General features: G+C 43.9%; 27 protein-coding genes, 1 pseudogene and 1 riboswitch. Of the genes and pseudogenes, 24 read left to right on the top strand and 4 right to left on the bottom strand.

What is annotated here, in order from left to right; genetic code table 11:
* Nucleotides 1-6 precede the first annotated feature (6 nt).
* The 3 genes from AS29_RS01035 (at nucleotide 7) to lysA (ending at nucleotide 3608) form a co-directional block, all read left to right on the top strand.
* Nucleotides 7-585 (top strand): stage V sporulation protein AE, encoded by a 579-nt coding sequence (locus AS29_RS01035; RefSeq protein ID WP_035411238.1) that lies wholly within the window; start codon nucleotides 7-9, stop codon nucleotides 583-585.
* Nucleotides 563-2038, top strand: coding sequence for a spore germination protein (locus AS29_RS01030; RefSeq protein WP_035411235.1), 1476 nt, complete (start codon nucleotides 563-565; stop codon nucleotides 2036-2038). Before AS29_RS01035 ends, AS29_RS01030 begins: the two co-directional genes overlap by 23 nt.
* A 253-nt stretch (nucleotides 2039-2291) precedes the next feature.
* Entirely contained in the window at nucleotides 2292-3608 is a 1317-nt protein-coding gene (gene lysA, locus AS29_RS01025) for a diaminopimelate decarboxylase (protein WP_035411232.1), read from the top strand.
* Between the two features lie 70 nt (nucleotides 3609-3678).
* Here lysA and AS29_RS01020 read toward each other — a convergent pair whose 3' ends face one another.
* On the bottom strand, nucleotides 3679-4563 hold the full coding sequence (locus tag AS29_RS01020; protein WP_035411229.1) for a DUF1002 domain-containing protein: 885 nt from the start codon (nucleotides 4561-4563) through the stop codon (nucleotides 3679-3681).
* A 231-nt stretch (nucleotides 4564-4794) separates the two neighbouring features.
* Here AS29_RS01020 and AS29_RS01015 point away from each other — a divergent pair, with 231 nt between their 5' ends.
* Together AS29_RS01015 and AS29_RS01010 are read left to right on the top strand one after the other, a co-directional pair.
* Complete coding sequence (locus AS29_RS01015; protein ID WP_035411225.1) at nucleotides 4795-5232, top strand: peptidylprolyl isomerase; 438 nt, start codon at nucleotides 4795-4797, stop codon at nucleotides 5230-5232.
* Nucleotides 5233-5381: 149 nt separating this feature from the next.
* Nucleotides 5382-5978: a CAP domain-containing protein gene (locus AS29_RS01010; RefSeq protein ID WP_035411222.1), complete on the top strand. Its 597-nt coding sequence runs from the start codon at nucleotides 5382-5384 to the stop codon at nucleotides 5976-5978.
* Between the two features lie 198 nt (nucleotides 5979-6176).
* On the opposite strand, the gene AS29_RS01000 is transcribed toward AS29_RS01010, so the two are convergent.
* The gene (locus AS29_RS01000) at nucleotides 6177-6854 is read right to left on the bottom strand and encodes an HAD family hydrolase (protein ID WP_035411218.1); all 678 of its coding nucleotides are present in this window, start codon (nucleotides 6852-6854) and stop codon (nucleotides 6177-6179) included.
* A gap of 128 nt (nucleotides 6855-6982) precedes the next feature.
* A riboswitch (FMN riboswitch) is annotated at nucleotides 6983-7127 on the top strand.
* 141 nt (nucleotides 7128-7268) lie between these two features.
* Here AS29_RS01000 and ribD point away from each other — a divergent pair.
* The 5 genes from ribD to AS29_RS00975 all read left to right on the top strand — a co-directional run bounded on the left by ribD (nucleotide 7269) and on the right by AS29_RS00975 (nucleotide 11232).
* The gene (gene ribD, locus AS29_RS00995; protein WP_035411215.1) at nucleotides 7269-8363 is read left to right on the top strand and encodes a bifunctional diaminohydroxyphosphoribosylaminopyrimidine deaminase/5-amino-6-(5-phosphoribosylamino)uracil reductase RibD; all 1095 of its coding nucleotides are present in this window, start codon (nucleotides 7269-7271) and stop codon (nucleotides 8361-8363) included.
* The gene (gene ribE, locus AS29_RS00990; protein ID WP_035411212.1) at nucleotides 8364-9014 is read left to right on the top strand and encodes a riboflavin synthase; all 651 of its coding nucleotides are present in this window, start codon (nucleotides 8364-8366) and stop codon (nucleotides 9012-9014) included.
* Between the two features lie 26 nt (nucleotides 9015-9040).
* Entirely contained in the window at nucleotides 9041-10234 is a 1194-nt protein-coding gene (locus tag AS29_RS00985) for a bifunctional 3,4-dihydroxy-2-butanone-4-phosphate synthase/GTP cyclohydrolase II (protein ID WP_035411209.1), read from the top strand.
* Between the two features lie 22 nt (nucleotides 10235-10256).
* Entirely contained in the window at nucleotides 10257-10724 is a 468-nt protein-coding gene (gene ribH, locus AS29_RS00980) for a 6,7-dimethyl-8-ribityllumazine synthase (RefSeq protein WP_035411206.1), read from the top strand.
* 142 nt (nucleotides 10725-10866) lie between these two features.
* Entirely contained in the window at nucleotides 10867-11232 is a 366-nt protein-coding gene (locus AS29_RS00975) for a GNAT family N-acetyltransferase (RefSeq protein ID WP_035411204.1), read from the top strand.
* A gap of 36 nt (nucleotides 11233-11268) precedes the next feature.
* On the opposite strand, the gene AS29_RS00970 is transcribed toward AS29_RS00975, so the two are convergent.
* The gene (locus tag AS29_RS00970; protein ID WP_035411201.1) at nucleotides 11269-11802 is read right to left on the bottom strand and encodes a DUF309 domain-containing protein; all 534 of its coding nucleotides are present in this window, start codon (nucleotides 11800-11802) and stop codon (nucleotides 11269-11271) included.
* A 97-nt stretch (nucleotides 11803-11899) separates the two neighbouring features.
* Nucleotides 11900-11995, bottom strand: coding sequence for a YjcZ family sporulation protein (locus AS29_RS20875; RefSeq protein WP_082883685.1), 96 nt, complete (start codon nucleotides 11993-11995; stop codon nucleotides 11900-11902).
* Nucleotides 11996-12192: 197 nt separating this feature from the next.
* Between AS29_RS20875 and AS29_RS00965 the strand changes: the two genes are divergently transcribed.
* The 14 genes and pseudogenes from AS29_RS00965 to AS29_RS00900 all read left to right on the top strand — a co-directional run bounded on the left by AS29_RS00965 (nucleotide 12193) and on the right by AS29_RS00900 (nucleotide 25271).
* A complete protein-coding gene (locus tag AS29_RS00965; RefSeq protein WP_442854507.1) occupies nucleotides 12193-12945 on the top strand; it encodes a segregation/condensation protein A in 753 nt (250 codons plus the stop codon).
* Nucleotides 12942-13532 (top strand): SMC-Scp complex subunit ScpB, encoded by a 591-nt coding sequence (gene scpB / locus AS29_RS00960; protein ID WP_269449381.1) that lies wholly within the window; start codon nucleotides 12942-12944, stop codon nucleotides 13530-13532. Before AS29_RS00965 ends, scpB begins: the two co-directional genes overlap by 4 nt.
* A gap of 200 nt (nucleotides 13533-13732) precedes the next feature.
* Complete coding sequence (locus AS29_RS00955) at nucleotides 13733-14221, top strand: YpuI family protein (RefSeq protein ID WP_035411196.1); 489 nt, start codon at nucleotides 13733-13735, stop codon at nucleotides 14219-14221.
* A gap of 157 nt (nucleotides 14222-14378) precedes the next feature.
* Nucleotides 14379-15536 carry a D-alanyl-D-alanine carboxypeptidase family protein gene (locus tag AS29_RS00950; RefSeq protein ID WP_035411274.1) on the top strand — a complete coding sequence of 386 codons (1158 nt, stop codon included), beginning with the start codon at nucleotides 14379-14381 and terminating at the stop codon, nucleotides 15534-15536.
* Nucleotides 15529-16122 (top strand): nucleoside recognition domain-containing protein, encoded by a 594-nt coding sequence (locus AS29_RS00945; RefSeq protein WP_035411193.1) that lies wholly within the window; start codon nucleotides 15529-15531, stop codon nucleotides 16120-16122. The genes AS29_RS00950 and AS29_RS00945 overlap by 8 nt, the downstream gene beginning before the upstream one ends.
* Nucleotides 16122-16652 carry a spore maturation protein gene (locus AS29_RS00940; protein ID WP_035411190.1) on the top strand — a complete coding sequence of 177 codons (531 nt, stop codon included), beginning with the start codon at nucleotides 16122-16124 and terminating at the stop codon, nucleotides 16650-16652. Before AS29_RS00945 ends, AS29_RS00940 begins: the two co-directional genes overlap by 1 nt.
* Nucleotides 16653-16750: 98 nt before the next feature.
* Nucleotides 16751-17485: a pseudouridine synthase gene (locus tag AS29_RS00935; protein ID WP_035411187.1), complete on the top strand. Its 735-nt coding sequence runs from the start codon at nucleotides 16751-16753 to the stop codon at nucleotides 17483-17485.
* 161 nt (nucleotides 17486-17646) lie between these two features.
* Nucleotides 17647-17802, top strand: a pseudogene (locus AS29_RS00930) (undecaprenyl-diphosphate phosphatase); the annotation flags it as partial.
* 609 nt (nucleotides 17803-18411) lie between these two features.
* The gene (resA, locus tag AS29_RS00925; protein WP_035408547.1) at nucleotides 18412-18936 is read left to right on the top strand and encodes a thiol-disulfide oxidoreductase ResA; all 525 of its coding nucleotides are present in this window, start codon (nucleotides 18412-18414) and stop codon (nucleotides 18934-18936) included.
* Between the two features lie 16 nt (nucleotides 18937-18952).
* Nucleotides 18953-20617, top strand: coding sequence for a cytochrome c biogenesis protein ResB (resB, locus tag AS29_RS00920; protein ID WP_051860705.1), 1665 nt, complete (start codon nucleotides 18953-18955; stop codon nucleotides 20615-20617).
* The gene (gene ccsB, locus AS29_RS00915; protein ID WP_035408550.1) at nucleotides 20604-21779 is read left to right on the top strand and encodes a c-type cytochrome biogenesis protein CcsB; all 1176 of its coding nucleotides are present in this window, start codon (nucleotides 20604-20606) and stop codon (nucleotides 21777-21779) included. Before resB ends, ccsB begins: the two co-directional genes overlap by 14 nt.
* Before the next feature lie 371 nt (nucleotides 21780-22150).
* A complete protein-coding gene (locus tag AS29_RS00910; RefSeq protein ID WP_035408553.1) occupies nucleotides 22151-22873 on the top strand; it encodes a response regulator transcription factor in 723 nt (240 codons plus the stop codon).
* Nucleotides 22870-24693: an ATP-binding protein gene (locus AS29_RS00905; protein ID WP_035408555.1), complete on the top strand. Its 1824-nt coding sequence runs from the start codon at nucleotides 22870-22872 to the stop codon at nucleotides 24691-24693. The genes AS29_RS00910 and AS29_RS00905 overlap by 4 nt, the downstream gene beginning before the upstream one ends.
* Nucleotides 24690-25271, top strand: coding sequence for a cob(I)yrinic acid a,c-diamide adenosyltransferase (locus AS29_RS00900; RefSeq protein WP_035408557.1), 582 nt, complete (start codon nucleotides 24690-24692; stop codon nucleotides 25269-25271). The genes AS29_RS00905 and AS29_RS00900 overlap by 4 nt, the downstream gene beginning before the upstream one ends.
* The last annotated feature ends 17 nt before the right edge of the window (nucleotides 25272-25288 follow it).

The following is a 25288-nucleotide window of genomic DNA, read 5'->3' as shown; positions in this document are numbered from 1 at the left end:
GCACTCATGAAAAGGAAGGTCATATTGGTGACAGATGGAGACGTGTACGCGGCCAAGACCATCGCCTATACAGCGGAGCAAATAGGCGGGCGCTGGATTTCTCAGTCCCAGGGAAATCCATCTATACTCACCGGGAAAGAATTGGTGGCTTTGATCCTCCAAACACCATATGATCCGGTCTTTGTTCTATTTGATGATTGCGGAATGCCTGGTGAAGGTCCTGGTGAGAAGGCGATGCTTTACGTGGCAAAACATCCGTCTATTCAGGTTCTCGGGGTTATCGCAGTCGCTGCTAAGACGAGGCAATCAGATTGGGCAAGAGTTGATGTGTGCATTGATCGCGATGGGGAGCTGACAGGGCATGGAGTGGATAAAAGCGGGATTCAGGAACTTGAAGACGGAAGAATCAACGGCGATACAGTCTACAGCCTGGACCGGCTCGATATCCCGATTATCGTTGGCATCGGAGATATTGGAAAAATGGCCAGAAGAGATGATGTTGGAAAAGGGTCGCCGATTACAATGAAGGCGGCTGAACTTATTTTAGAAAGGAATGGGATAGATGCCTGGAAACATAAAGAGTGAGTCCCCGATTTCACCCAAACTATATGAAAATGAAAATTATTTTAAAGAGTTCGTCGGGATGGGAACAAGCTTCGACCTGGGGGTAAGGAAATTTACCATCATGGGCAAGGGAGTTAATCTTTACTATGTAACGGGTCTTTGCGACTCCCAGTACCTGATGCTTTTGCTGACGGCACTTTCTGAAATTAATGATACAGACCAGGATTTGGATAAATTCAAAGAAATTGTTGAGAACCGGCTTGTTCATCAGCAGGTAACGAAAGTTCAAACCATTCAAAAAACAGTTACAGAGGTTCTGTCAGGACTTGTTGCCATCATGCTTGAGGGTGCAGACTACGCTCTTGTGGTCGATGTAAGGAGCTACCCGGGGAGAAACCCGGAAGAGCCAGATACGGAGAAGGTCGTCAGGGGAGCTAGGGATGGTTTTGTTGAGAACATCATCGTTAACACAGCTTTAATCAGAAGACGGGTCCGCGATGAGCGGCTGAGATATGAGTTGATTAAAGTTGGAGAACGCTCTAAGACGGATGTATGTGTCGCATACATAGAGGATATTGCAAGCAAAGACCTGGTTGATTTGATCAAGAAAGAACTGAAGGAAATTCAAGTAGACGGAATTACGATGGGAGATAAAACGGTTGAAGAGTTTCTTGTGAAACAGGGATTTAATCCATTTCCGATGGTCCGGTACACGGAAAGAGCAGATGTGGCTGCGAACCATTTAGTAGAAGGTCATGTGATTGTCATCGTAGACACTTCTCCAAGCGTCATCATAACTCCTACCACTCTCTTCCATCACGTTCAGCATGCTGAGGAATATCGCCAGGCTCCTGCGATCGGTACATTTTTACGGTGGATCCGTTTTCTGGGCATCTTATCCTCGACATTCCTACTGCCTTTCTGGTTTCTGTTTATCCTGGAGCCTTCGCTGCTTCCAAAAAGCTTATCATTTGTAGGACCAAATGAACAAACGAATATTCCTGCCGTTGCTCAAATCTTTTTAGCGGATTTTGGAATTGAATTCCTGAGGATGGCAGCCATCCATACTCCGACAGCACTATCGACAGCAATGGGATTGATTGCGGCTGTATTAATCGGGCAGATTGCCATTGATGTAGGGCTGTTTGTCCCTGAAGTCATTTTATACGTTTCGATTGCAGCAATCGGAAGCTTTACGACTCCAAGCTATGAACTAAGCGTTGCCAACAAGATTGTCAGACTTTTGCTCCTTGCCGTAACTGCTATATTTCATGTAAAAGGATTTATCATTGGTGTGACCGCCTTTATCTTGTACCTTGCATCAACAAGAACACTGAATACTCCATACCTGTGGCCGTTTCTTCCATTTAATGCATCCGCATTTAAACAAATTGCAATTCGAACCTCTGTGCCGGGAGCGAAACTGCGGCCGAGCATCGTTCATCCTCAGGACATTATGAGACAGCGTAAATAAAAATGAGCATTGAATCCTGCCAAAAATTGTGATAATGTATGTTTAATTCTTTTAAGGGCTTTTACAAAAAGCAGTTGATAACCATATGTTGTTGGCTGCTTTTTTTCTTTATCCCGCCTCAAGACTTGAGAAAATCGGCGGTTGATAGACTGCCCGTGAAAGCCCGATTGGTTCAGCCCGCCGTATAGGGGGATGAAGAAACCTTCTTTATCGGGGGTTTCACTTTAATGCAGATAGAAAGAGGGAATGAACGGTGTATCTACACGGTACGAGCAAAATTAACAATTTGGGTCATCTCGAAATCGGCGGAGTCGACACAGTCGGGATTGCCGAGCAATATGGCACGCCTGTATATGTCTACGATGTGGAACTGATCCGTAAGCGCGCCCGTCAATTTAAACAGGCGTTTGAGAACGAAAATGTCAAAGCACAGGTAGCTTATGCAAGTAAGGCATTCTCGTCTGTTGCCATGTTTCAGCTTGTACAGGAAGAAGGCCTATCCCTGGATGTCGTATCTGCAGGCGAACTTTATACAGCTTTACGAGCAGGCTTTTCTCCGGATAAAATTCATTTCCACGGAAACAACAAGAGTGAAGAAGAGCTCAAAATGGCGATGGAGGCAGGCATTGGCTGCATCGTTGTCGACAACTTTTATGAAATCCATCTCATAGCTCAGCTTGCTAAGGTACATCAGCAAACAGTATCGATCCTCCTGCGGGTCACCCCAGGTGTGGAAGCCCACACTCACGATTACATAACAACGGGCCAGGAGGATTCCAAATTTGGTTTTGACCTGCAAAACGGGCAGATTGAACGGGCGATGGAACTGGTTCTTGCCGACTCTAGCTTTAATCTTTTAGGGGTCCATTGCCATATTGGATCTCAAATCTTTGATGGGGCTGGATTTGTTCTGGCTGCAGAAAAGATTTTCAAAAAAATAAAAGAGTGGAAGGAGACTTTTGGCTTTACGCCATCAGTGGTAAACCTTGGCGGAGGCTTCGGAATCCGCTATACCTCTGAAGATGAGCCTCTTCATCCTGCTTCGTACGTTGAACAAATGATTCAAGCAGTAAAAGTACAGTCCAAGCTTCTTGAAATGGACATTCCGGAAATATGGATTGAGCCTGGCCGTTCGCTAGTAGGGGATGCCGGCACGACTTTGTACACCATCGGGTCTAAAAAAGAAGTTCCGAACATCCGCGAATACATTGCAGTTGACGGCGGAATGAGCGATAACATCCGTCCGGCCCTGTACCAGGCAAAATACGAAGCCGCCCTTGCTAACCGAATGAAAGATGTCTGTTCAAAAGAGGTTTCCATCGCCGGTAAATGCTGCGAGAGCGGTGACATGCTGCTATGGGATATCGAACTTCCTGAAACCTCTGCTGGTGATTTGCTGGCCGTTTTCTGCACAGGTGCTTACGGATATTCAATGGCGAACAATTATAACCGGATTGCCAGACCCCCAGTCGTATTTGTTGAAAATGGGGAAGCTCAGCTTGTTATCAGAAGAGAATCCTTTGAGGATTTGCTGAAGCTTGATCTTCCGCTGTCAGCGAAGGTAAGGTAATTGGCTGTCCCTGAAAATAAGCAAGAAAGCCCCCAGGCGGTATGCCCGGGGGCTTTCTGCTGAAATTTTATTAAGCGTTTTGCTGACCGCCGGTGAAAATGGAGACAATAGCGTTCCACAGGGCAGCGAAAAATTGAATAACCTGGTCAATAAAGTTTTTACCTTCCTCAGAATCAAGGAATTTCGTAATCTTTTCTTTCGCCTGATCCAGCTGCTGGCTTACTTGATTCCAATCAATATTGGCATCTTTCATTTTATTAAACAATGAAATTAAGCTATTGATTTCCTCATCAGATAAGGTAATGCCAAGTTCTTTAGCTGCATTCTCAATCATCGTGCGAAGCTCTTCATCGTTTGCCGGCACACCGTTTTTAGCAACTTCTTCTTTCACTTTAGCCATGAGAGCAGAAGCATTTTCCTGGCCATGTTTTTGGCCAAGTTCAGAAGTTGTGACCAGTTCTTCGTTTGCTACTTGCTTAACATCCTCAGGAATCACTTCATTCGAGCTCACTTCATAAGCTTTAATTAAACCTGTCAATGCGGCGGTTCCGGATACTTCAATTGGTGCAGTTACCTGAACCGTCGCATCCTTTACACCAGCCGTCATTAATGCATTCAAATACATTTCATCTGTAATCACATTGATGTTTTTCGTTTTTACTTCAAGGCCCGATCCTGCCTTTTCAATCGTAATCGATGAAGAGGAGAGAGCTTTTGTTCCAATTTGGCTTTTCGGAATATATTGGCCAAGATATTTATGTTCTTCTTTGTTTGAAACTGTAACCGTCTGAGCATTTTCAGGTGCATTCAAATCCTGCAATACGGTTTGTTTTTGCTGCGGAGTCAGATTTTCTCCAAGTGTAACGATAACATCCCCGACAGCGGCGTCTGCCAGTCCAATCTGGGGAACGGCGATCATGCACGCGGCAATCATCGCTGCAAATACTTTCTTCAAGTAAATACCCTCCTTTAAAGGTAAAAAGATCTTGCGGGTCACCACACCATTATAGCCGTTTTCAATTGGACGTCATAGCATATTTTTTTCCAGCCTCTATTTTTCAGCTTAGTATGGGACTTCAAAAACGTTAGACGGAATGAGGTCCGGAAAAGTTTCAAGTCCGTCTTTTTTAAGAAAGTCACCTTTTGTGCTATAATATGGCTGATTAACTCTAAAGGAGAGATTACAATGGCTAAAAAAGGATACATACAAATGGAAAACGGAGAAAAAATCGAATTCGATCTTTTCCCGGCAGAAGCACCAAACACAGTGGCGAACTTTGAAAAATTAGCGAACGAAGGATTTTATAACGGTGTAACATTCCACCGCGTAATCCCTGGTTTTGTTTCACAAGGAGGAGATCCTACTGGAACAGGTGCCGGCGGACCTGGCTACAGCATTGATTGCGAAACGGAAGGAAATCCGCATAAGCACGAAGAGGGAAGCCTTTCAATGGCACATGCAGGAAAAAATACAGGCGGAAGCCAGTTCTTCATCGTACATGAGCCGCAGCCTCATCTAAACGGAGTTCACACCGTTTTCGGTAAAGTAACATCAAACGTTGCGGCAGCGAAAGCCATGAAAAACGGCGACAAAATGGAAAAAGTAGAAGTGTTCGAAGCTTAATTTTGCAGGAGTGAGGGGCGGATAGCCTCTCTTTTTTTTGTCTTTTTACCAATTATTGATGATTGATAGGGCCGGCGGAATGTAATTTAATTAATAGAGTATTCAGCTGATTTACACAAAAACTACATACTTCTTTAGGGGGAAATCTTGTGTTAAAGAAAATCATTCCATCTGCTTTGGCTTTATCCTTAATTTTGCCTGCCGCCGCTTCTGCAGCAAGTACATACACGGTTGTAAAAGGGGATAGTCTATGGAAAATAGCCGCGAAAACAAAGACAGGCGTATCTGAATTAATTCAGGCCAATCCTCAGCTTAAAAACCCGGATCAGATCAATGCCGGCCAAAAAATTAATATACCCGCAAATGCGGAGGCATCCACTGAGGCAGAAGTGGTTTCCCTAGTTAACAAAGAGCGGGCGAAGGCTGGCCTAAAACCTCTTGCAGCAGATTGGGAGTTAGCCAGAGTAGCAAAATATAAATCTCAGGATATGCATGATCTCCGTTATTTTGATCACAACAGTCCTACATACGGAACGCCTTTTAACATGATGAAAAGCTTCGGCATCAAATATAAGACTGCTGGAGAGAACATTGCACAGGGCCAGACTAGCGCTCAGGCTGTTATGACAGCGTGGATGAACAGTTCAGGCCATAGAGCCAATATCCTGAATGCTTCCTATACTCATATCGGAGTCGGCTATGTAAAAGACGGAAACTATTGGACTCAACAATTTATCAGTAAGTAAGAGAGGGCTGTTTACCTCTCTATTTTTTTTTTATGAGGATATTTGTTGAAAAGTCGATATATCAAAATTTCGGCCGATATATTTAAATAATAGACGATAAAATAAAATAATAGCCGATATAACAGAATAATAGCCGATCTATCAATAGGTTGGCCGATATCCGCCCAAAGCAGCACGCCATCTCCATATATCATCTTGTTACCTGCAGAATTTCGGTTTTCCACTTAGCTTTTCCACCAAATATGAAATTTCATCCAACGCATCAACTGCATAATCAGATGAACCATCCCCGTCTCGGCCGTTTCTCTTCCAAATCGTTTTCATGCCTGCTTGACGGGCAGCTTTTACATCATTCTCGATATGATCTCCGACAAAAATGCTCTCTTCCGGTAACACATGTAATTTCTCTAATCCTCTAAGAAAAATTTTCGGATCAGGTTTTTTGATGCCTTCCCACTCAGAAAGTAAAATGACCTTAAAATACTCTTCGATTCCAAGTGCTTGAATCGTACGCAGCTGAAACGCTCCGTACCCATTTGAAATGATTCCAAGGGAATAGGCAGATAATGAACGAAGCATAGAATCAAGATGACAAAAAGGAACACAGCTTAAGTGGAAAAATTCAATGTAATCGCTAAAGAGCGCTTCCCATGAAATACATTGGATATCAAATTCTTCTGCAAGCTGCTGATAAACCTTGTCTTTCCACACGTAACCTCCAGCATCCAATTCAATAAACCTTTTGCAATAGTGCTCTTTCGAAATTTTGTCCTGGTCTTGGAGAAGCCGGTCATATTGATGATCTGCAAACTTCTCAACAGAGGCATCTCGGTTCAGCAGGGTATTATCCAAATCAAAAAGAATAGCATGTATCAACCTTGCCACACCCTTTCATCATGAACTTTTCAATGAAAATAGCAGAATTCCTTCTTTTCTTATCAGCATTACAATTGCAAAAATTTCAACTAAAGGCTAAAATGGCTTCAAGACAATTAAATAATTTGATTATCCTTCGGGGCAGGGTGGAATTCCCTACCGGCGGTGATGAGGCGCAATGCTTCAAAGTCCGTGACCCGGTGGCGCATGCCAGCGGTGGATCCAGTGAGATTCTGGAGCCGACAGTTAAAGTCTGGATGGGAGAAGGATCGAACGTGCTAATGCAGACACGGGTAGTGCAAATTCTGAAAATATGAGTTTGCGGTACTCTTATTTGATATGCCTTCGTGACTATTCCAGCCCCGGAAACCATTCCGGGGCTTTTTATATTCAAAAAAAAGGGGGGGAGTAAACATGCGGGATGAAGTGTTTATGAGGCTTGCTTTAGAGCTTGCACAGCAAGGGATTGGACAGACATCTCCAAATCCTGCCGTAGGGGCTGTGGTTGTGAGTGACGGGAAGGTAGCCGGAATCGGTGCCCATCTCAAGGCTGGAGAAGCGCATGCAGAGGTGCATGCCATTCAAATGGCTGGTGAAAAGGCGAGAGGCGCAGAAATTTATATTACGCTTGAGCCCTGCAGCCATCATGGAAAAACACCGCCGTGTGCTGAGCTTATCATCGGGTCCGGAATAAAAAGGGCAGTGATTGCCTGCCAGGATCCAAATCCTCTCGTAGCAGGAAATGGGATAGCCCTTCTTGAAGCCGCCGGGATAGAAGTAACGAAAGGCGTTTTGGAAAAAGAGGCATCAAATCTGAACAAATTTTTCTTTCATTACATACGCACAGGAACACCTTACGTCACCTTAAAAGCTGCATCCACAATGGATGGAAAAACAGCAGCCAGATCGATGGACAGCAAGTGGATTACAGGCGAACCTGCAAGAGAGGATGCCCATCGCTACCGGGAGATGCATGATGCGGTTTTAGTTGGGGTCAACACGGTTCTTTTTGATAATCCCAGCCTGACTTGCCGATTGGAAAAACCAAAGAAACAGCCCATCCGGATTATTCTTGACAGGGAACTGAAGACCCCTCTAAATTCACAAGCAGTAACGGACGGACAAGCGGAAACATGGATCGTTGCGTCTGAGCAGGCTGATCCAGGGCGAGCTTCCGCACTTAAAGATCGAGGGGCAATCATAATTTCTGTACCACGGGCGCATTCATTAGAAGACATCCTAAGAGAGCTTGGAGAACGAGGAATTACGTCTATTCTCGCTGAAGGCGGTTCAGAAATACATGGGTCCTTTATTAAGGAAGGCTGCTTTAACGAAATGGTTTTATATATCGCACCCAAGCTGCTTGGGGGTAGAGAGAGTCTTTCTATTTCCGGCGGCCCCGGATTTGAATGGATGAAGGATGCAATCGATCTTGAATTTCAGGAAACAGCCGTTTTGGGGAAAGATATAAAAATCACCGCAATACGTTCATGGAAGGAAGGGGAATAGATGTTTACCGGTATTGTAGAAGAGCTTGGGACGGTAGAGAGAATTGCCTCAGGCGGGAAAATGATGTCTTACACCATCAAAGCGTCTCTTGTTCTTTCGGATGTTAAACTCGGTGACAGCATTTCTGTCAATGGAGTCTGTTTGACAGTCACGAGGTTCACAAAAAATGACTTCACTGTGGATGTGATGCCGGAAACCGTCAAAGCATCAAGTATCCATCAGTGGAAAAGAGGAACACCGGTTAATCTGGAGAGAGCCATGAGTGCTAACGGGAGGTTCGGCGGGCATATGGTGAGCGGCCATATTGATGGAACGGGCGTTATTGTCTCGAAAAAACAGGATCAAAACGCAGTATACTTCGAAATCGATACGGCCACTGAGATTACAGACACTCTGGTTATGAAAGGGTCGATTGCGATTGATGGCATCAGTTTAACCATTTTCGGCTTGGAGGATGGGAAGGTAAAGGTCTCAATTATCCCACATACCTTGTCTGAAACGGTCCTTGGAAGCAAGGAAGCTGGGGATATGGTGAATGTAGAGTGCGATATCATCGGGAAATACGTACGAAAATTCATGGCTGCTTCCAAGCCTGATTCTTCCAGAGCACCGATCTCTGAAGGTTTTCTTGAAATGCATGGGTTTAAATAACTGTAACTGAACTGGAGGCATGCTGGATGTTTCATTCAATTGAAGAAGCACTTCATGATTTAAAATTAGGGAAGCCGGTCATTGTAGTTGATGATGAAGACCGCGAAAATGAAGGCGACTTTGTCGCGCTTGGTGAAATGGCCACCCCTGAGGTAATAAACTTAATGGCTACATATGGAAAAGGTTTGATTTGCACGCCGATGACGGAAGACCGGGCTGATAAATTGAATTTGAAACCCATGGTCGAGCGAAATACTGATCCGCATGGGACGGCTTTTACCGTTAGCGTTGATTATAAAACAACGACTACAGGCATAAGTGCGTTTGAACGATCAGAAACAATCCGGGCGTTTTTGAGCCCGGATGCAGAGGGACATGATTTTAAACGGCCTGGCCATGTATTCCCTTTAATTGCAAAAGATGGCGGGGTTCTGAGAAGAGCTGGTCACACGGAAGCGGCTGTCGATTTGGCAAAACTTTGCAGTTCTGAACCAGTCGGAGTTATTTGTGAAATTATGAGTGAAGACGGTTCAATGGCCCGTTTGCCGGAGCTTGAAAAGCTTGCTGAGAAAATGGATTTGAAAATTATTTCTATAGAAGATCTTATTTTATATAGAAACCGCACAGACCGGCTTATCCATAGAGAGATTGAAATCAATTTGCCCACAGAATTCGGCAGCTTTAAAGCAATCGGCTATACAAGCGTAGTGGATGAGAAGGAGCATATTGCCCTTGTAAAAGGAACGATTGATCCTGAAAAACCAACGCTTGTACGGGTGCACTCAGAATGCCTCACGGGAGATGTGTTCGGTTCCCGCCGCTGCGACTGCGGTCCTCAGCTTCATGCAGCGCTTGCTCAGATTGAAGAAGAGGGAAGCGGTGTTCTCCTTTATATGCGGCAGGAGGGCAGAGGAATTGGCCTGCTCAATAAAATGAGAGCCTATAAACTGCAGGAAGAGGGTTATGATACCGTCGAGGCGAACGAAAAGCTGGGATTTGGAGCAGATCTTCGCGACTACGGCATCGGAGCCCAAATATTAAAGGATCTTGGGTTGAGAGAACTGCGTCTTTTAACAAATAATCCGAAAAAAATTAAAGGTCTGGAAGGCTATGGGATGAAAATTGCTGACCGTGTGCCAATTCAAATGCCGCACAGTAAAGAGAACGAAAAGTATTTAAAAACAAAGCACGGCAAATTAGGACACTTGCTGAATTTTTAAAAGAAATGGGAGGACGAGGAAAATGACAAAGATTTATGAAGGCAACTTAGTAGCAACTGGGTTAAAAATAGGAATTGTGGTTGGAAGATTTAATGAATTTATTACAAGCAAGCTATTGGGCGGTGCGCAGGATGCTTTAAAGCGGCACGGGGCAGAGGACGAAAATGTGGACATTGCCTGGGTGCCTGGAGCTTTCGAACTGCCGCTTATTGCTAAAAAAATGGCGGAGTCAGGCAAGTATGATGCGGTTATTACCCTTGGAACTGTAATCCGCGGATCGACGAGTCATTATGACTACGTCTGCAGCGAGGCGGCGAAAGGCGTGGCAAATGCTTCGGCAGCGAGCGGCATCCCGGTTATATTCGGGGTACTCACAACCGAAACAATCGAGCAAGCCATTGAACGTGCCGGAACGAAAGCTGGAAACAAAGGCTGGGAAGCGGCGGTTTCAGCCATCGAAATGGCCAATCTTCTTAGGTCATTCGAATAAAATTGGCGAAAAGTGTTTAAAATAGCGGAAATTCTGTTTATAATGTTACTTGGAGTGACTCAATTATTCATTCATTATAAGATTTCCAGAATTGCTATTATCGCTCTGCTTGCAGAGCCATTTCGCTAATCGAGGGGTACTTATGCTAATTCGCTTTAAGAAAAGCTTTGAAAAGATTGCGATGGGATTATTATCTTTCATGCCAGCTGAAAAAGAACTGAAAACTCTTCAGCAGACCATAAAGAGCTATGAAACAGAAAAAGACTGGCAGCTGTTTTTATGGAAAGAAGAAGAGGATATTATCGGTGCACTTGGTGTTCATTTAAAAGAAAATGACGAAGTGGAAATTCAGCATGTTAGTGTGAATCCTTCCTATCGGCAGCAGGGAATCGGTAAAAAGATGGTCTTGGCTCTTAAAGACGTCTATAAGAATAAGACGATTGTTCCGAATGAACATACACAATCCTTTTTTGAAAAATGCCGGGAGACTGGCCAGGAAGAATTGTAAAAGCAGAGGGTCTTCTCCTCTGCTTTTTTTGTACACTTATTCGAATCCTCTGCGTGTTTTTTGTCTCTCGGCGAGCTGGTTTAGCCTTTCTGCAATGACGTCAGAGCGGTCACGCAGCTTGTGCCGGTTAATCATGCCTTGATCCTTTAAATCACTTAACGACTGCCATTCCATTTTTTTCGCTTCCGACAGAACCTTGCATTCATGCTCAAGCTTCAAATCTGAAATTGGCAAGTGGATACTCGTGTAAGGTACGCCCTTTTGAATATCCGAGAGCCTTTGGGAAAGAAGATTTGCGAGGACTTCTTCCTGTAGCCCGAGCTCTTCCATGGATCCAGGATTTTTCTTAATGAAATTTATCGAATTTGCAAGCAGCCGTTCTGCTCCTTTAAAGTTTCCTCTTCTATGATGGTATAGACTTACAGCGATTTGAATGAGGGTGACCCATACGGGATCCCGTTCAGAAGCAGGCGCTTCTTTCCAGAACTCCTCAAGCAATTCATGACACTCAAAATAGTCTCTGTCTCCATGAAAATGAACAAGATACTCTATGTAAGCTTTAGGATACATTGCCATCACTCCAGTTTCTGATTGCCAAAATTGTATCATAGATCAGATTTCCATTAAAACAAAAGAAAGCGCCTGCTCGGCGCTTTTGGAATCATCATTAGTACAGCCAAGCCGCTCCAACAATAATTAGCAAAATGAAAAGTACTACAATCAAAGCAAATCCGCCGCCGTATCCGAATCCTTTTTCACCCATTTTTATTTCCTCCTTCAAAATCATGCTCTTTTCCTTCGTATCATATGTGCGGATGCCTCAGTTGTCTGGGCGTTCGCCCGGATGAATCAAAAAAAGATCATTTTTCGATTCTTGCTAATTTTGTATTGGACTATATGTTGGATTGTTCTATACTATAGGATAGCGCAGTTTATAGAAGGATGTTGGTGAAATTTAATTTGGAATATCAAGTGAAAATAGATGCATTTGAAGGGCCATTAGATCTTCTTTTGCACTTAATTAACGGACTGGAAATTGACATATATGATATACCTGTTTCGCAAATAACAGAGCAATATTTGCTCTATATACACACAATGAAAGAGCTTGAACTGGATGTCGCATCGGAGTACCTTGTCATGGCAGCAACCCTTCTTTCGATTAAAAGCAAAATGCTTTTACCGAAACAGGAGGAAGAGCTTTTCGATGAGGAATTCGGATTGGAGCCTGAAGAAGATCCCCGTGACGAACTGATGAGAAGGCTGATTGATTACAGGAAATATAAAGAAGCCGCCATTGAGCTGAAATCCCGTGAAGAGGAGAGAGCGCTTGTTTACACAAAGCCGCCAAGCGACCTAAGTGAGTTTGCACAGGAAACCTCTCCTGATAGGACTCCTCTCGATGTTTCCGTTTACGATATGCTGAGTGCTTTTCAGAAAGTGCTGAGAAGAAAGAAGCTGCAAAAGCCGCTTCAGACAAAGATATCCAGACAGGAAATTCCAATTGAAAGACGGATGAATGAAATTCTTGACGATTTAAAAACCAGACCAGGCCGCCGAAACTTCATGGAATTATTCCCTGATGATTCGAAAGAATACCTGGTTGTAACGTTCTTGGCTGTATTAGAACTGATGAAATCGCAGCTTATTATGATTGAACAAGAAGGAAACTTTTCAGATTTATATATTACAGGGAGTGGAAAAAGCAATTGACAGGAATCATCCAGTGGAAATCCATCGTAGAAGCGCTGCTCTTTGCTGCAGGAGACGAAGGGCTGTCCGTTAAACAGCTTATGAATGTATTGGAAGTTGAAGAACCTATAGTCAAGGATATCATGAACGAACTTATGCAAGAGTACGAGATGGAGGAGCGGGGCATTGAGATAGCCGAAGTGGCTGGTGTCTATCAGCTAACGACTAAAAAAACGCATGCGCCATACCTGAAGAAATTGGTGGAAACTCCCGGAAGCCAATCCCTTTCTCAGGCAGCTTTGGAGACCCTTGCCATTATCGCATACAAACAGCCGCTTACCAGAGTGGAGATCGAGGAAGTACGCGGCGTGAAAACAGAGAGGCCTCTTCAAACTTTAGTGGCAAAAGCGCTCATTAAAGAAGTGGGGAGAGCGGAAGGTACAGGAAGAGCCATCCTGTACGGCACTACAGGCGATTTTTTAGAATATTTTGGACTGAATTCTATTCAAGATCTTCCGCCTCTGCCGGAGGACAGTGATGAAAATGTTCAGGAGGAAGCAGACCTGTTTTTCGAAAAGTTCAGCCAGACGATGGAAGAGCTAAAATAAGCAGATTAAATAGTCAGAAAATATGGTACTATTAAAGGGAAGAACATGTAAGCTTGTGTAAACTAGTTTAAACAGGGTATACATAAATAGAAAACTAGAGTTTTTATTTCAAAATAAGCATGAATCAACAAAAAAAGAGATATGTATGATTACAAAGACAGCCTGCTGAAAATGATTGCTTTGAGAGGACGTGAATAGAATTGGGTAATTCAATGGTAAAATTGCAAACGGAGCAAACAGCCGATTTTCTAAAAACAGTGGTTTTCGGACTTTCGAAGCATTTAAATTCGGTAACCACCGATTCAATGCTTGAAGAAGAGCCTGGAGACCGCCTTTTTTATGAAGAATTGCTGAGTAACTTCCGCCGATTGACCGTATTCTGCGAAGAAGGGCTTGAGGCCTGCAGCATTATTACGCAAACCGAACCTTTCCGTAAGGCTGCGGCCGAAAAAATCCTCTATAGGGTTTACCATCAGTGCATTGAGGAATTTTTCCAGCCTAAACATGATGTATGGTATGAAGACAGCCGTTCAGCCTATACCGGAAAGAATGCCATTAAATTCAGACAGCCGGTTCCTCTTTCTGTGAAGCAGCTGGTTGCTGAACTGGAAAGCCAGTTCCAGCAGACGCGGGAAGAATTGGAATATTACGAAACAGATTACCGGACAAAAATGATGCAATCGAGATGAACAGCCTGTTAAGGGCTGTTTTTTTGCTTTTTAAACCATTCTCCTGATCAGGAAACCCCGCAGCCCGCGATCCTCACCTCAGACAGAACTTTCAATGTCATAAGTCATCTTCCGCCGCATAAACTTGTACAAATAAGGACAAGGGACGTGGATGCAGATGAAAGGAATGAAAAAAATAATAGCCGCTGTATTACTTTTGACAGTGATGATTCCAGGATTTGCACGAGCTGAAGTGTCTAAAACGGCAAATGTCAGCGCTAAAAGCGCGATTCTTATAGAGCAGGCAACCGGCAGAGTCCTTCTTTCCAAAAACGAAAACGAAAAGCTCAGAATAGCGAGCATTACAAAAATAATGACGGCAATTCTTGCGATTGAATCAGGAAAGCTGGATGATGATGTGACCGTCAGTTCCAGAGCGGTTTATACGGAAGGATCCTCGGTATATTTGCAGGCTGGGGAGAAAATAAAACTCCGTGAGCTTGTATACGGATTAATGATGAGATCCGGAAATGATGCGGCAGTTGCAATTGCAGAACATGTAGGTGGGAGCCTTGAAGGCTTTGTCTATAAAATGAATCAAAAAGCGGAAGAAATCGGGATGTCTAATTCGGAATTTGCGAATCCTCATGGACTGGATGATCATGAAAATCATTATTCGACTGCTTATGATATGGCGCTGCTTATGAGATACGCCATGAACAATCCTGTTTTTAGAGAAATCTCAGGGACTAAGATACATAAATCGCCAAACCCGGAGGAGAAGTGGGACAGGGTTTGGAAAAATAAGAATAAGCTTCTGACTAGCCTCTACCAATATTGTACGGGCGGAAAAACCGGCTACACAAAGCGGGCTAAACGGACTCTCGTCACCACTGCATCTAAGGATGGATTAGATTTGATTGCGGTTACCATTAATGCCGGTGACGACTGGAACGATCATATCGGAATGTATGAATATGGATTTGATCATTATGATTTATATAAAGTAAAGCCTAAAGGTGATTTAGGATCACTCAATGACACCTTCTATCAAAATAAAGCGTTCATTCAACGGGATGTATTTTATCCTCTTACAAATGAAGAAAAGGATTCAATCCGGACAGAAGTAAGGTTGCAAAAGCCTGAAAAATCATGGAAGGATCCGGAAAAGGTTCCTGCCGTTGTCGGTCAGATGAAAGTTTTCGTGAAAGATGAATCTGTATTGAATGTGCCAGTCTATTATGATAACGGTCATACAAGAAAGCCGGAAACTTCTCTCTGGGAATCCGTCAAACGACTATTCTTTGCTCTGGCAGGGGCTAATACGGATGGTTAATTATATATGGGTGGGTATGATTGTTATTGGAATTGTTTACGCTTTGTTCAATGGTACAATGGATCTTGTAAATGCAGCCATTTTCCAAGGAGCTAAAAATGCGGTAACTATCGCTTTTGGCTTAATCAGTGTCCTCGTCTTCTGGCTGGGACTTATGCGGATCGCCGAAAAGGCGGGTCTATTGGAAGCGCTTGGGAAGCTGTGCAGACCGGTTGTTAAAAAAATTTTTCCTGAAGTTCCCCCCGATCATCCGGCAATGGGATATATTCTCTCTAATACGATGGCGAATATGTTCGGGCTTGGAAATGCGGCAACTCCGCTTGGGATTAAAGCGATGGAGGAACTAAAAAAACTAAATCATGGAAAAGAAACTGCCAGCCGGTCCATGATTACGTTCTTAGCTGTAAACACATCAAGTATTACTCTTGTGCCGACGACGGTAATAGCAGTAAGAATAACATATGGCTCCGCTAACCCCGCCGACATCGTTATGCCAACGCTGATTGCTACCATTATATCCGCAATCGGAGCATTGCTGATTGACCGGTATTTTTACCATAAACGAAAGCGGAAAGGGGGAGCCTGATGGAATGGATCAGCCTTCTGTCCTTATGGCTTATTCCGTTGATTATCGCCTTTATCCTTATATATGGTACCTTCAAGAAGGTTCAGACATATGAAGCATTTGTTGAAGGCGGAAAAGAGGGGATTGAAATTTCCTTCTCTATTATTCCGTATCTCGTAGGGATGCTCGTCGCCATAACCATTTTCAGAGCATCAGGGGCCCTCGATTTTTTATTAGATCTTATTAAACCTGCTCTATCCATAATCGGCGTACCTTCAGACATTGTACCGCTTGCTTTTATCCGTCCAATTTCCGGAACAGCTGCATTAGGTATGACAACCGATTTAATTTCAAGCAATGGTCCGGATTCGTTTATTGGCAGATTGGCAGCAGTTATGCAGGGAAGCACAGATACGACACTTTATATCTTAACAGTCTATTTTGGAGCGGTTGGAATCAGGAAAATGGGAGACGCTCTTAAAGTTGGCCTTCTTGCAGACCTGATAGGTGTAATCGCCTCCATTGTGGTCGTATCGCTTTTATTTCCATAAATTTAACCCCAGCAGAGAAACAGGGGTTATTTTTTTGTCTCTTTGTGTGCTTGTTTAATGGACGGGAAACAAGTAAGATGTACAAAGAGGTGAATAGTATGGAACGATTGCAAAAAGTGATTGCTCACGCGGGAATTACATCAAGAAGAAATGCGGAGCAGCTAATATTAGACGGCAGAGTGACCGTCAATGGAAAAACCGTAAGAGAACTTGGCATTAAAGTATCAGGAAACGACAGGGTTGAAGTGAATGGAGTTCCTTTGCAAAAGGAAGCACCCGTCTATCTTCTTTTATATAAACCAAGAGGCGTAATATCTGCAGCGCAGGATGATAAAAACAGAAAAATTGTGACAGATTTCTTCCCGTATATTCAAGAACGGATCTATCCGGTCGGCCGACTGGATTATGATACCTCAGGCTTGATTCTGCTGACAAATGACGGAGAATTCGCGAACCTTTTAATGCATCCGCGTTATGAAATCGATAAAACGTATGTAGCAAAAGTTCAGGGAATTCCGCCAAGAGGAATTTTAAAAACAATGGAAAAGGGCGTTAAGCTCGAGGATGGAATGACCGCTCCGGCAAAGGTTAAAATGCTGTCCCTTGATAAAAAGAAAGAAACCAGCATTGTAGAAATTACCATTCATGAAGGCCGCAATCATCAAGTGCGCCGCATGTTTGAAGCAATGGGTCATCCAGTGACTAAACTGAAAAGAGAAACGTATGCCTTCCTCGATCTGAAGGGCTTGAGTACTGGCGACTCTAGAGAGCTTACTCCGCATGAAGTGAAGCAGCTTCGTGCTCTTGCAGAGACAGGGAAAGTTGGTTTTTAAAAAACAGCACCGTTATTTCAAACGGTGCTGTTTTTTTTATTGGAATTATTTGAAAAAAATTCTATTTTAGTATATAGATAGAAATAGAGGATTTTTTGGATCCTTTATATTTCCGAGATGTGATAAGGCAAATGATTGGATGCAGCCAAAAGGAGATCATTATGAACGATATATTGATAGGGATGATTATGGGTTTTGTAGAAGGCATGGCCGAGTTTCTGCCGATTTCCTCAACCGGACATTTAATATTAACTGGACATTTATTGGGATTTGAGGGAGTGCGGGCAACCACTTTTGAAGTATTTATTCAGTTCGGGGGCCCGCAGGATGCGGGTCAGTTCTGCGTTGCGGCAGGACGCCGCGCTCTTAGCAGAACTTCCTTTTAAGAGAGCGCCCCTCGGTTGAGAGCTCCACCGTCTAGTCCCTCGAGGTCATAAGCTGCTCAACCTGCGGATGGATTGAGAAGCAGGCTTCGTGCCGAGAGAAGAGGATTCTTTTAAGAATTGGTTTGGACTTAGTTTCAGACTTAGTTTCTGTGTCTAGCTCCGGGCGCTAACCCTTGGGCCGCTTCGCTCTCTCTGGCCCGCAGGATGCGGGTCAGTTCTGCGTTGCGACAGGACGTCGCGCTCTTAGCAGAACATCCTTGTATGGGCGCCCCTCGGTCGAGAGCTCCACGGTCTCTCAGGGCTGAGCAAGCGCCCTCCGCTTTTCTTTTGTGTCTAGCTCCGGGCGCTATGCCGCAGGGCCATTTCACTCCCTCGGTCGAGGCAAAGTACGCCTCTCGGTCGGGAGTTCCAATGTCCCAGTCGGCATAAGCAAGCGCCCTCCGCTTTTCTTAATTTCACACAACCTTCAAATAAATGATTTTGAGAGCGTTTACGTAGTGATATAATGATAGGAAATAGATACATAATAGGGGAGTTTTTATGGAGAAAAGAAAGAGGCTGGTTCTGAGGAGTGCAATTCTCTTTGTGCTGGCTGCGGCTTTGGCTTATACGCTGTACTCCAATTTTTTTGCCAATAAAGAGAGGGTGAAGGTAGGGAGTGAGGCACCGGATTTTGTCGTAACGGATCTGAAGGGTGAATCCCATCAGCTTTCTGATTACAGGGGCAAAGGAGTTCTTTTGAATTTCTGGGGAACGTGGTGCGAGCCGTGCAAAAGAGAAATGCCATATATGGATAATCAATATGAGCATTATAAAAATTTAGGTGTTGAAATCATTGCTGTGAATATAGCGGAGTCAGACGTAGCTGTAAACAGTTTTGTTAAGCAGTATAGATTGACTTTCCCTATCGGCATTGATAAGGATAGGCAGATCCTTGATGAATACGGAGTTAAACCGCTGCCGACAACGTTTCTGATTGATAAAACTGGAAAAGTTACCGATATTGTAAAAGGTCAGCAAACAGAACGGAATATAAGAGATATGATGGAATCTATCAAACCTTAGACAGGGAGTCATGCACATGGAAGAATTGAAGTGCGAGTGCGGACACATCAATCCTCCCGGGACCCTGCTATGCGAGTCCTGCGGAAAGCAGCTGGCAGATTACGAGAATCCGGTCACCGATTCCGGTCCTCTGCTTGACATGAGGTACGATGGCAGTGCGAGAAGATCTCAAACATACAGAACGACATGGATTGATAAAGTGTGGAACTTTTTTTCATCGGTGAAGGTCGGGGTTTGGCTAATCGTTCTTACATTGGCAGCTTCGGCAGTCGGAACAGTTTTTACTCAAGTGGAATATATTCCTTCCAATGTCCTTCCGGAAGATTATTACAAAAACGAATTTGGCGTACCGGGAGAAGTCTACTACATGCTTGGTTTTCATAATCTTTATGGCTCCTGGTGGTACATTTCCCTGATTGCCTGTCTTGGAATTTCTTTAGTTGTAGCCAGTCTTGATCGTGTGATCCCTCTTTACCGGACGCTTAACGTGCAGGGAATTACGAAAAATACAGCTTTTTTGAAAAGGCAGCGCTTATATGGTGAACGGGTTCTTGATAAGGATAACGATCTGCAAGCTGTCAAAGAAAAGCTGGAGAAAAAACGGTATAAAGTTTTGACTGAGAATGGGAATCTACTGGCTGAAAAAGGACGATTCTCCAGATGGGGTCCGTATGTTAATCATGTGGGACTAATCATTGTTTTAATTGGTGCAATGCTAAGGTTTGTACCCGGGATGTACGTAGATGAAAACATGTGGCTGAGAGAAGGCCAGGTTGCAGCCATCCCTGGAACAGATGGGAAGTATTTTCTTAAAAACGAAAAATTTACGATCGAAACATATGAATCCGGTAAAGAAAAAGCTGTATTCCAGGAAGCCATTAATGAAGCAGGCGAGGGAAATGTGGCGAAAAATTTCCAAACAGATGCCGTGCTTTATGAACGAGTCGGCGATGCGCTTCCCGGTGAGAAACCAGAGCTTAAGGAAGTAAAGCGGGATGCGATAAAAGTGAATCATCCGCTTCAGTTTGAATCATTTGGTTTATATCAAAACAGCTATTCAACAGGAGCATTAAAGGAATTAAAATTTAATCTATTAAACAAAGATTCAAAGCAAACGTTTGGGCCAATTACAGTGGACCTGGATGAACCTGAGTCAGAGTATGATCTTGGGAAAGGATACAAAGTCGAGGTCCTCACCTACCTGCCGGATTTCTATATGAATGAGGAGGGGAAACCAGACACAAAATCCCGGGCACCAATCAATCCGGCTTTTGTATTTAATATGATATCCCCGGAAAAACCTGATGGAGAGGTAAGCTTCGTCGGAATTCAGATGAATTTGGAGCCAAACGGCGAAAATAAGATGGCAATGAAATTTGCCGGTGTTGAGACGACAAGCCAATCCCTCCTTACAGTTAAAAAGGACATGACCATATGGGTCATCGCTCTTGGCGGTTTGATCTTTATGATTGGCGTGTGCCAGGGAATGTACTGGAACCACCGCCGGATTTGGTTTAAGAGAGAGAATGGCATGATGATGGTGGCTGGCCATACGAATAAAAACTGGTACAGTTTGAAAAGAGAGATTGAGGATGCAGTAGAAGGAACGTCCTTCCCGGCGCCTTGGGATCAAAAAAATAGCGAGATACGAAGTGGAGGGGTTGGAGTTGGCGGAAATTAGCAGCGGATTTTTATTTGCAGCTTTCATTTTATATCTTGTTGGGACCTTTCTTTTCGGCGGATCCATAAGGGATAAACGCCAGACAGCAGCGGGGCCGAATCGGTGGGCGAAAGCAGCAGTGGCGGTTACGGTCACTGGATTCGCTGCCCAATTGGTTTATTTCATTACCCGGTGGATGGCTTCAGGTCATGCGCCTGTCAGCAATATGTATGAGTTCACCACTTTCTTTGGAATGATGATGGTTTTAGCCTTTATCATTATCTATTTTATGTATAAGGTTTCAATTCTTGGATTGTTCACTCTCCCGATTGTCCTGTTAATCATTGCTTACGGGAGCATGTTTCCGTCCTATGTCACTCCGCTGATTCCTGCATTGCAGAGCCAGTGGCTGCACATTCATGTTACAACGGCTGCTCTTGGACAGGCTATTTTAGCCCTAAGTTTTATAGCCGGCCTTATTTATCTTCTGAAAAACGTAGATCAGTCAAAGCCGTCGAAAAAAACATTCTGGCTGGAAGCAATCATGTTTATTCTTATTATGACTCTTGGCTACATACTGATCACAACCGGCTTCCGTCTCGCAAACTATGAAACGGAATTTTCTTGGATAGACAAGCGGGGCCAGGCAGATACAATGGTGTACCATTTGCCGGCAATCGCTGGTCCGCATGAGTGGAAGCTTGCGGCAGAAGGAGCTATGAAGCCGCTATTTTCCTTGCCTGCCATCATCGATGGAAGTAAATTCAATACTGTGTTGTGGTCTTTGCTTGCCGGTATCATCCTTTATGGATTATTCAGGCTGATTGCGAGGAAAAGAATATCAGCTGTTCTTCAGCCCTTAACGAGAAAAGTCAATCTTGATTTAACAGATGAGATTGGCTACCGTTCTGTTACCATTGGATTCCCGGTGTTTACACTTGGGGCGCTCATATTTGCTATGATTTGGGCGCAGCTTGCCTGGAACCGCTTTTGGGGATGGGATCCTAAAGAGGTTTGGGCTTTGATAACATGGCTTTTTTACGCCGCTTACCTTCATTTGCGTTTATCAAGGGGCTGGCATGGTGAGAAATCAGCGTGGCTTGCTGTAATTGGCTTTGCCATTATCATGTTTAATCTTATTTTTGTGAACATGGTTATCGCGGGACTTCATTCATATGCATAATCGTAAAGGGGCCGGTACTTCATTGAACCAGTCCCTTTATGTTTAGATCTGTTCAATTTGGCTGTTGATTGCAGCTAGCAGGCGTTCGCTTATCCTTGGGCGGGCTGCTTGAGCCTCTTCAGCGCTTTGCGCCTGCGGGGCCTCACGCCTTCCGCTCCAATCAACAGGTGTTAAAAATTAACTCAAATTTAAATGGTTTTTACGATTGATGCTGCTAGCCTGTTTGGCGAATTGCAGCACAAAGAAAGCTGCATTAAATTAAAAAAGCCTTTTTTATTATGTAAAAAGGCTCTTCGTTGCAGGAGTGGTATGTTAATTAGTATGATGAACACATACATATCCGAACTGAAGTTTTAAAGGAGGAAGTAATGATGGAAGAAATGATCAACGGAAAAATTTTAGTAGTGGATGATGAAGACCGAATTAGAAGACTTTTGAAAATGTATTTAGAACGGGAAGGCTATACAACAGAAGAAGCTGAAAACGGGGACGAAGCGCTGGAGTTAGCCCTTGCAAATGATTATGATCTGATTTTGCTTGATCTAATGATGCCTGGGATTGATGGTGTTGAAGTATGCCGTCAGCTTCGTGAAAAAAAAGCTACACCAGTGATTATGCTGACTGCAAAGGGCGAAGAGGCTAACAGAGTACAGGGGTTTGAAGTAGGGACGGATGATTACATTATTAAACCGTTCAGTCCGAGAGAAGTCGTTTTGAGAGTAAAGGCCTTATTGAGGAGATCTTCTTCTACAAGCTTCTTAAAAACCGAAACAAAGGCGAAAAACGTCATTGTCTTCTCACACTTAACGATTGACCATGACGCTCACCGTGTGACGGCTGACGGAAAAGAAGTCAGCCTTACACCGAAGGAATACGAGCTGCTTTATTTCCTTGCCCGGACTCCGGACAAGGTTTACGACCGTGAACAGCTGCTAAAAGAAGTGTGGCAGTATGAGTTTTTTGGAGACCTGCGAACGGTTGATACGCACGTGAAGAGGCTGAGAGAAAAATTAAACAAAGTATCACAGGATGCAGCAAAAATGATTGTGACGGTTTGGGGAGTAGGCTATAAATTCGAGGTTGGCAATGAATGAGACTTTGGCGCAGTGTAGTAGGTAAGCTTTGGGGAACCATACTTCTGCTCGTTGCGTTCGTCCTTCTCGTTCTGACGATTCTCTGGTTTGAATTCATTGAAAATTATCAGACCAATCAGGCAGAGAGCGAATTGTCACAAATGGCAGACAAAATATCAGGTATTTTAGAAAATCATCAAGACATCCATGATTCTGCGGAGCTTGCCCGTTCCATCGCCCTTGAGCTTTCCGATGAAAAGACAGGAATCATGATAGTGGATGAGAACGGGAAAGCATGGTATTCCTCAAAGGGGAATGGCAGTAAGCAGCCGTATATCAGCCTGGAGACGATTAGGAATGACCGTGAGCTTTCTGCCGTGTTAAAAGGAACCGGAGAAAGCATGAAAACCATCACAGCAGATGAAGAAACAGGCCATAAAAAAGAAAAGGTTCTTCTTCAGGGAGTGCCATATCAGTTATCAGAAGGGGAGCACGGTGCTGTTTTTGTATCGCAATCCTTAGCATCAATCAGGGAAGCGACTGCAAGCACAACACGCTACACTTTCATTGGAGCTGCGGTAGGACTTATTTTGACAACGGTTTTCGCTTTTTTCCTTTCGACAAGAATTACCTATCCGCTTAGAAAGATGAGAGAGGCCGCCCTTGAGCTTACAAAAGGGAAATTTGATAAAAAAGTTCCGATTTTAACCGGGGATGAGATTGGGGAGCTCGCAGCGGCTTTTAATCAGATGGGGCGCCAGCTGAAATACCATATTAATGCCCTGAATCAGGAGAAAGAGCATTTAACAAGCATTCTCAGCAGTATGGCAGATGGAGTGATCACCTTAAATATAGATGGGACCATTCTCGTCACGAATCCCCCTGCTGAACGGTTTTTGCAGGCCTGGTATTACGAGCAGCAAATGGATATAAAAAGCGGGGAAGAGCTTCCTCCTGAAGCAAAAGAGCTCTTTAGAAGAGTGGTGAACACAGAGAAAGAACAAGTGATTGAACTGACGCTTCAAGGGCGATTCTGGGTGATGGTCATGGGGCCTTTATATGATCAGGATTACGTCCGCGGTGCGGTAGCTGTGTTAAGGGATATGACAGAAGAACGGCGTCTTGATAAGCTGAGAAAAGACTTTATTGCAAACGTCAGCCACGAATTGAGAACCCCGATTGCTTTGCTTCAGGGTTATAGTGAAGCGATTGTCGATGACATAGCGAGCACGGATGAGGAAAAGAAGGAAATCTCAAAAGTCATCTATGAAGAATCTCTCCGAATGGGAAGGCTCGTTAATGAGCTGCTTGATCTTGCGAGAATGGAAGCCGGGCATGTAACCCTTCTCTATGAAGACGTACATGTATCTGAGCTGGTAAATAAGATTTCAAGGAAATTCCAGGGCATGGCCCGCGACAAAACGATTGAGTTGTCCACTTCACTTAACATAGAACATGACACGTTTGTGATGGACTCCGATAAAATAGAGCAAGTGCTCACCAATCTTGTGGACAATGCCATCAGACATACGGATGAAGGCGGGAAAGTAACGTTTTCTGTTCAATCAGCTGACAAAGGTCTAAGATTCGATGTGACGGATACTGGAACAGGGATTCCAGAAGAAGATCTTCCTTTCGTATTCGAACGGTTTTATAAAGCGGATAAGGCAAGGACAAGGGGCAGGGCCGGGACAGGACTTGGTCTTGCAATAGCCAAGAATATTATTGAAGCCCATCATGGAACCATCACGGTTCACAGTAAAATACATGAAGGAACAACGTTTACGTTTTATTTAACAAAAGCGGATGAAACACAAATGAAGGGGGAGACGGATTCGTGAATTTATATACGAGAACGGGAGATAAAGGCCAGACCAGTCTTGTCGGGGGAAGAGTAGACAAAGACGACATTCGCGTGGAGGCTTATGGAACGCTGGATGAGCTGAATGCGGTTGTCGGCCAGGCAATGACATTGCTCACGGATGATAAATTTGAGGATATTTATAACGAGCTGGAAAAGGTCCAGCATGAGCTGTTTGATTGCGGGGGAGACCTTGCATCTGTACTGAGTGCGGAAAAGCGCAAAGATAAAACGAATCCGGAAATGATTTTGTTTTTAGAAGAGAGAATTGATGAATATGTGAAAGAAGCTCCCCCACTGGAACGGTTCATTTTGCCTGGCGGCACACAGGCGGCAGCCGTTATTCATTTGGCTAGAACAGTGGCCAGAAGGGCTGAACGAAGAATCGTCACGCTTCAAAAGCATTCTGAAATTAATGAAGATGTCCTTAAATATGTGAACCGGCTGTCAGACTACTTTTTTGCAGTCTCCAGGGTAATCAACTTTCGATCCGGAACAAGTGATGTAGAATATGAAAGAAGCGCCATCGTTTTTAGAGGAAAAAATAAAGAATCGTAAATTTTTGTGAAAAAGGA

Origin of the sequence: Bacillus sp. SJS, assembly GCF_000732485.2 — a bacterium.
Taxonomy (GTDB): domain Bacteria; phylum Bacillota; class Bacilli; order Bacillales; family Bacillaceae; genus Metabacillus_B; species Metabacillus_B sediminis.
The sequence above is the reverse complement of the archived record's forward strand: the minus strand, read 5'-3'. Positions and strand labels throughout refer to the sequence as shown.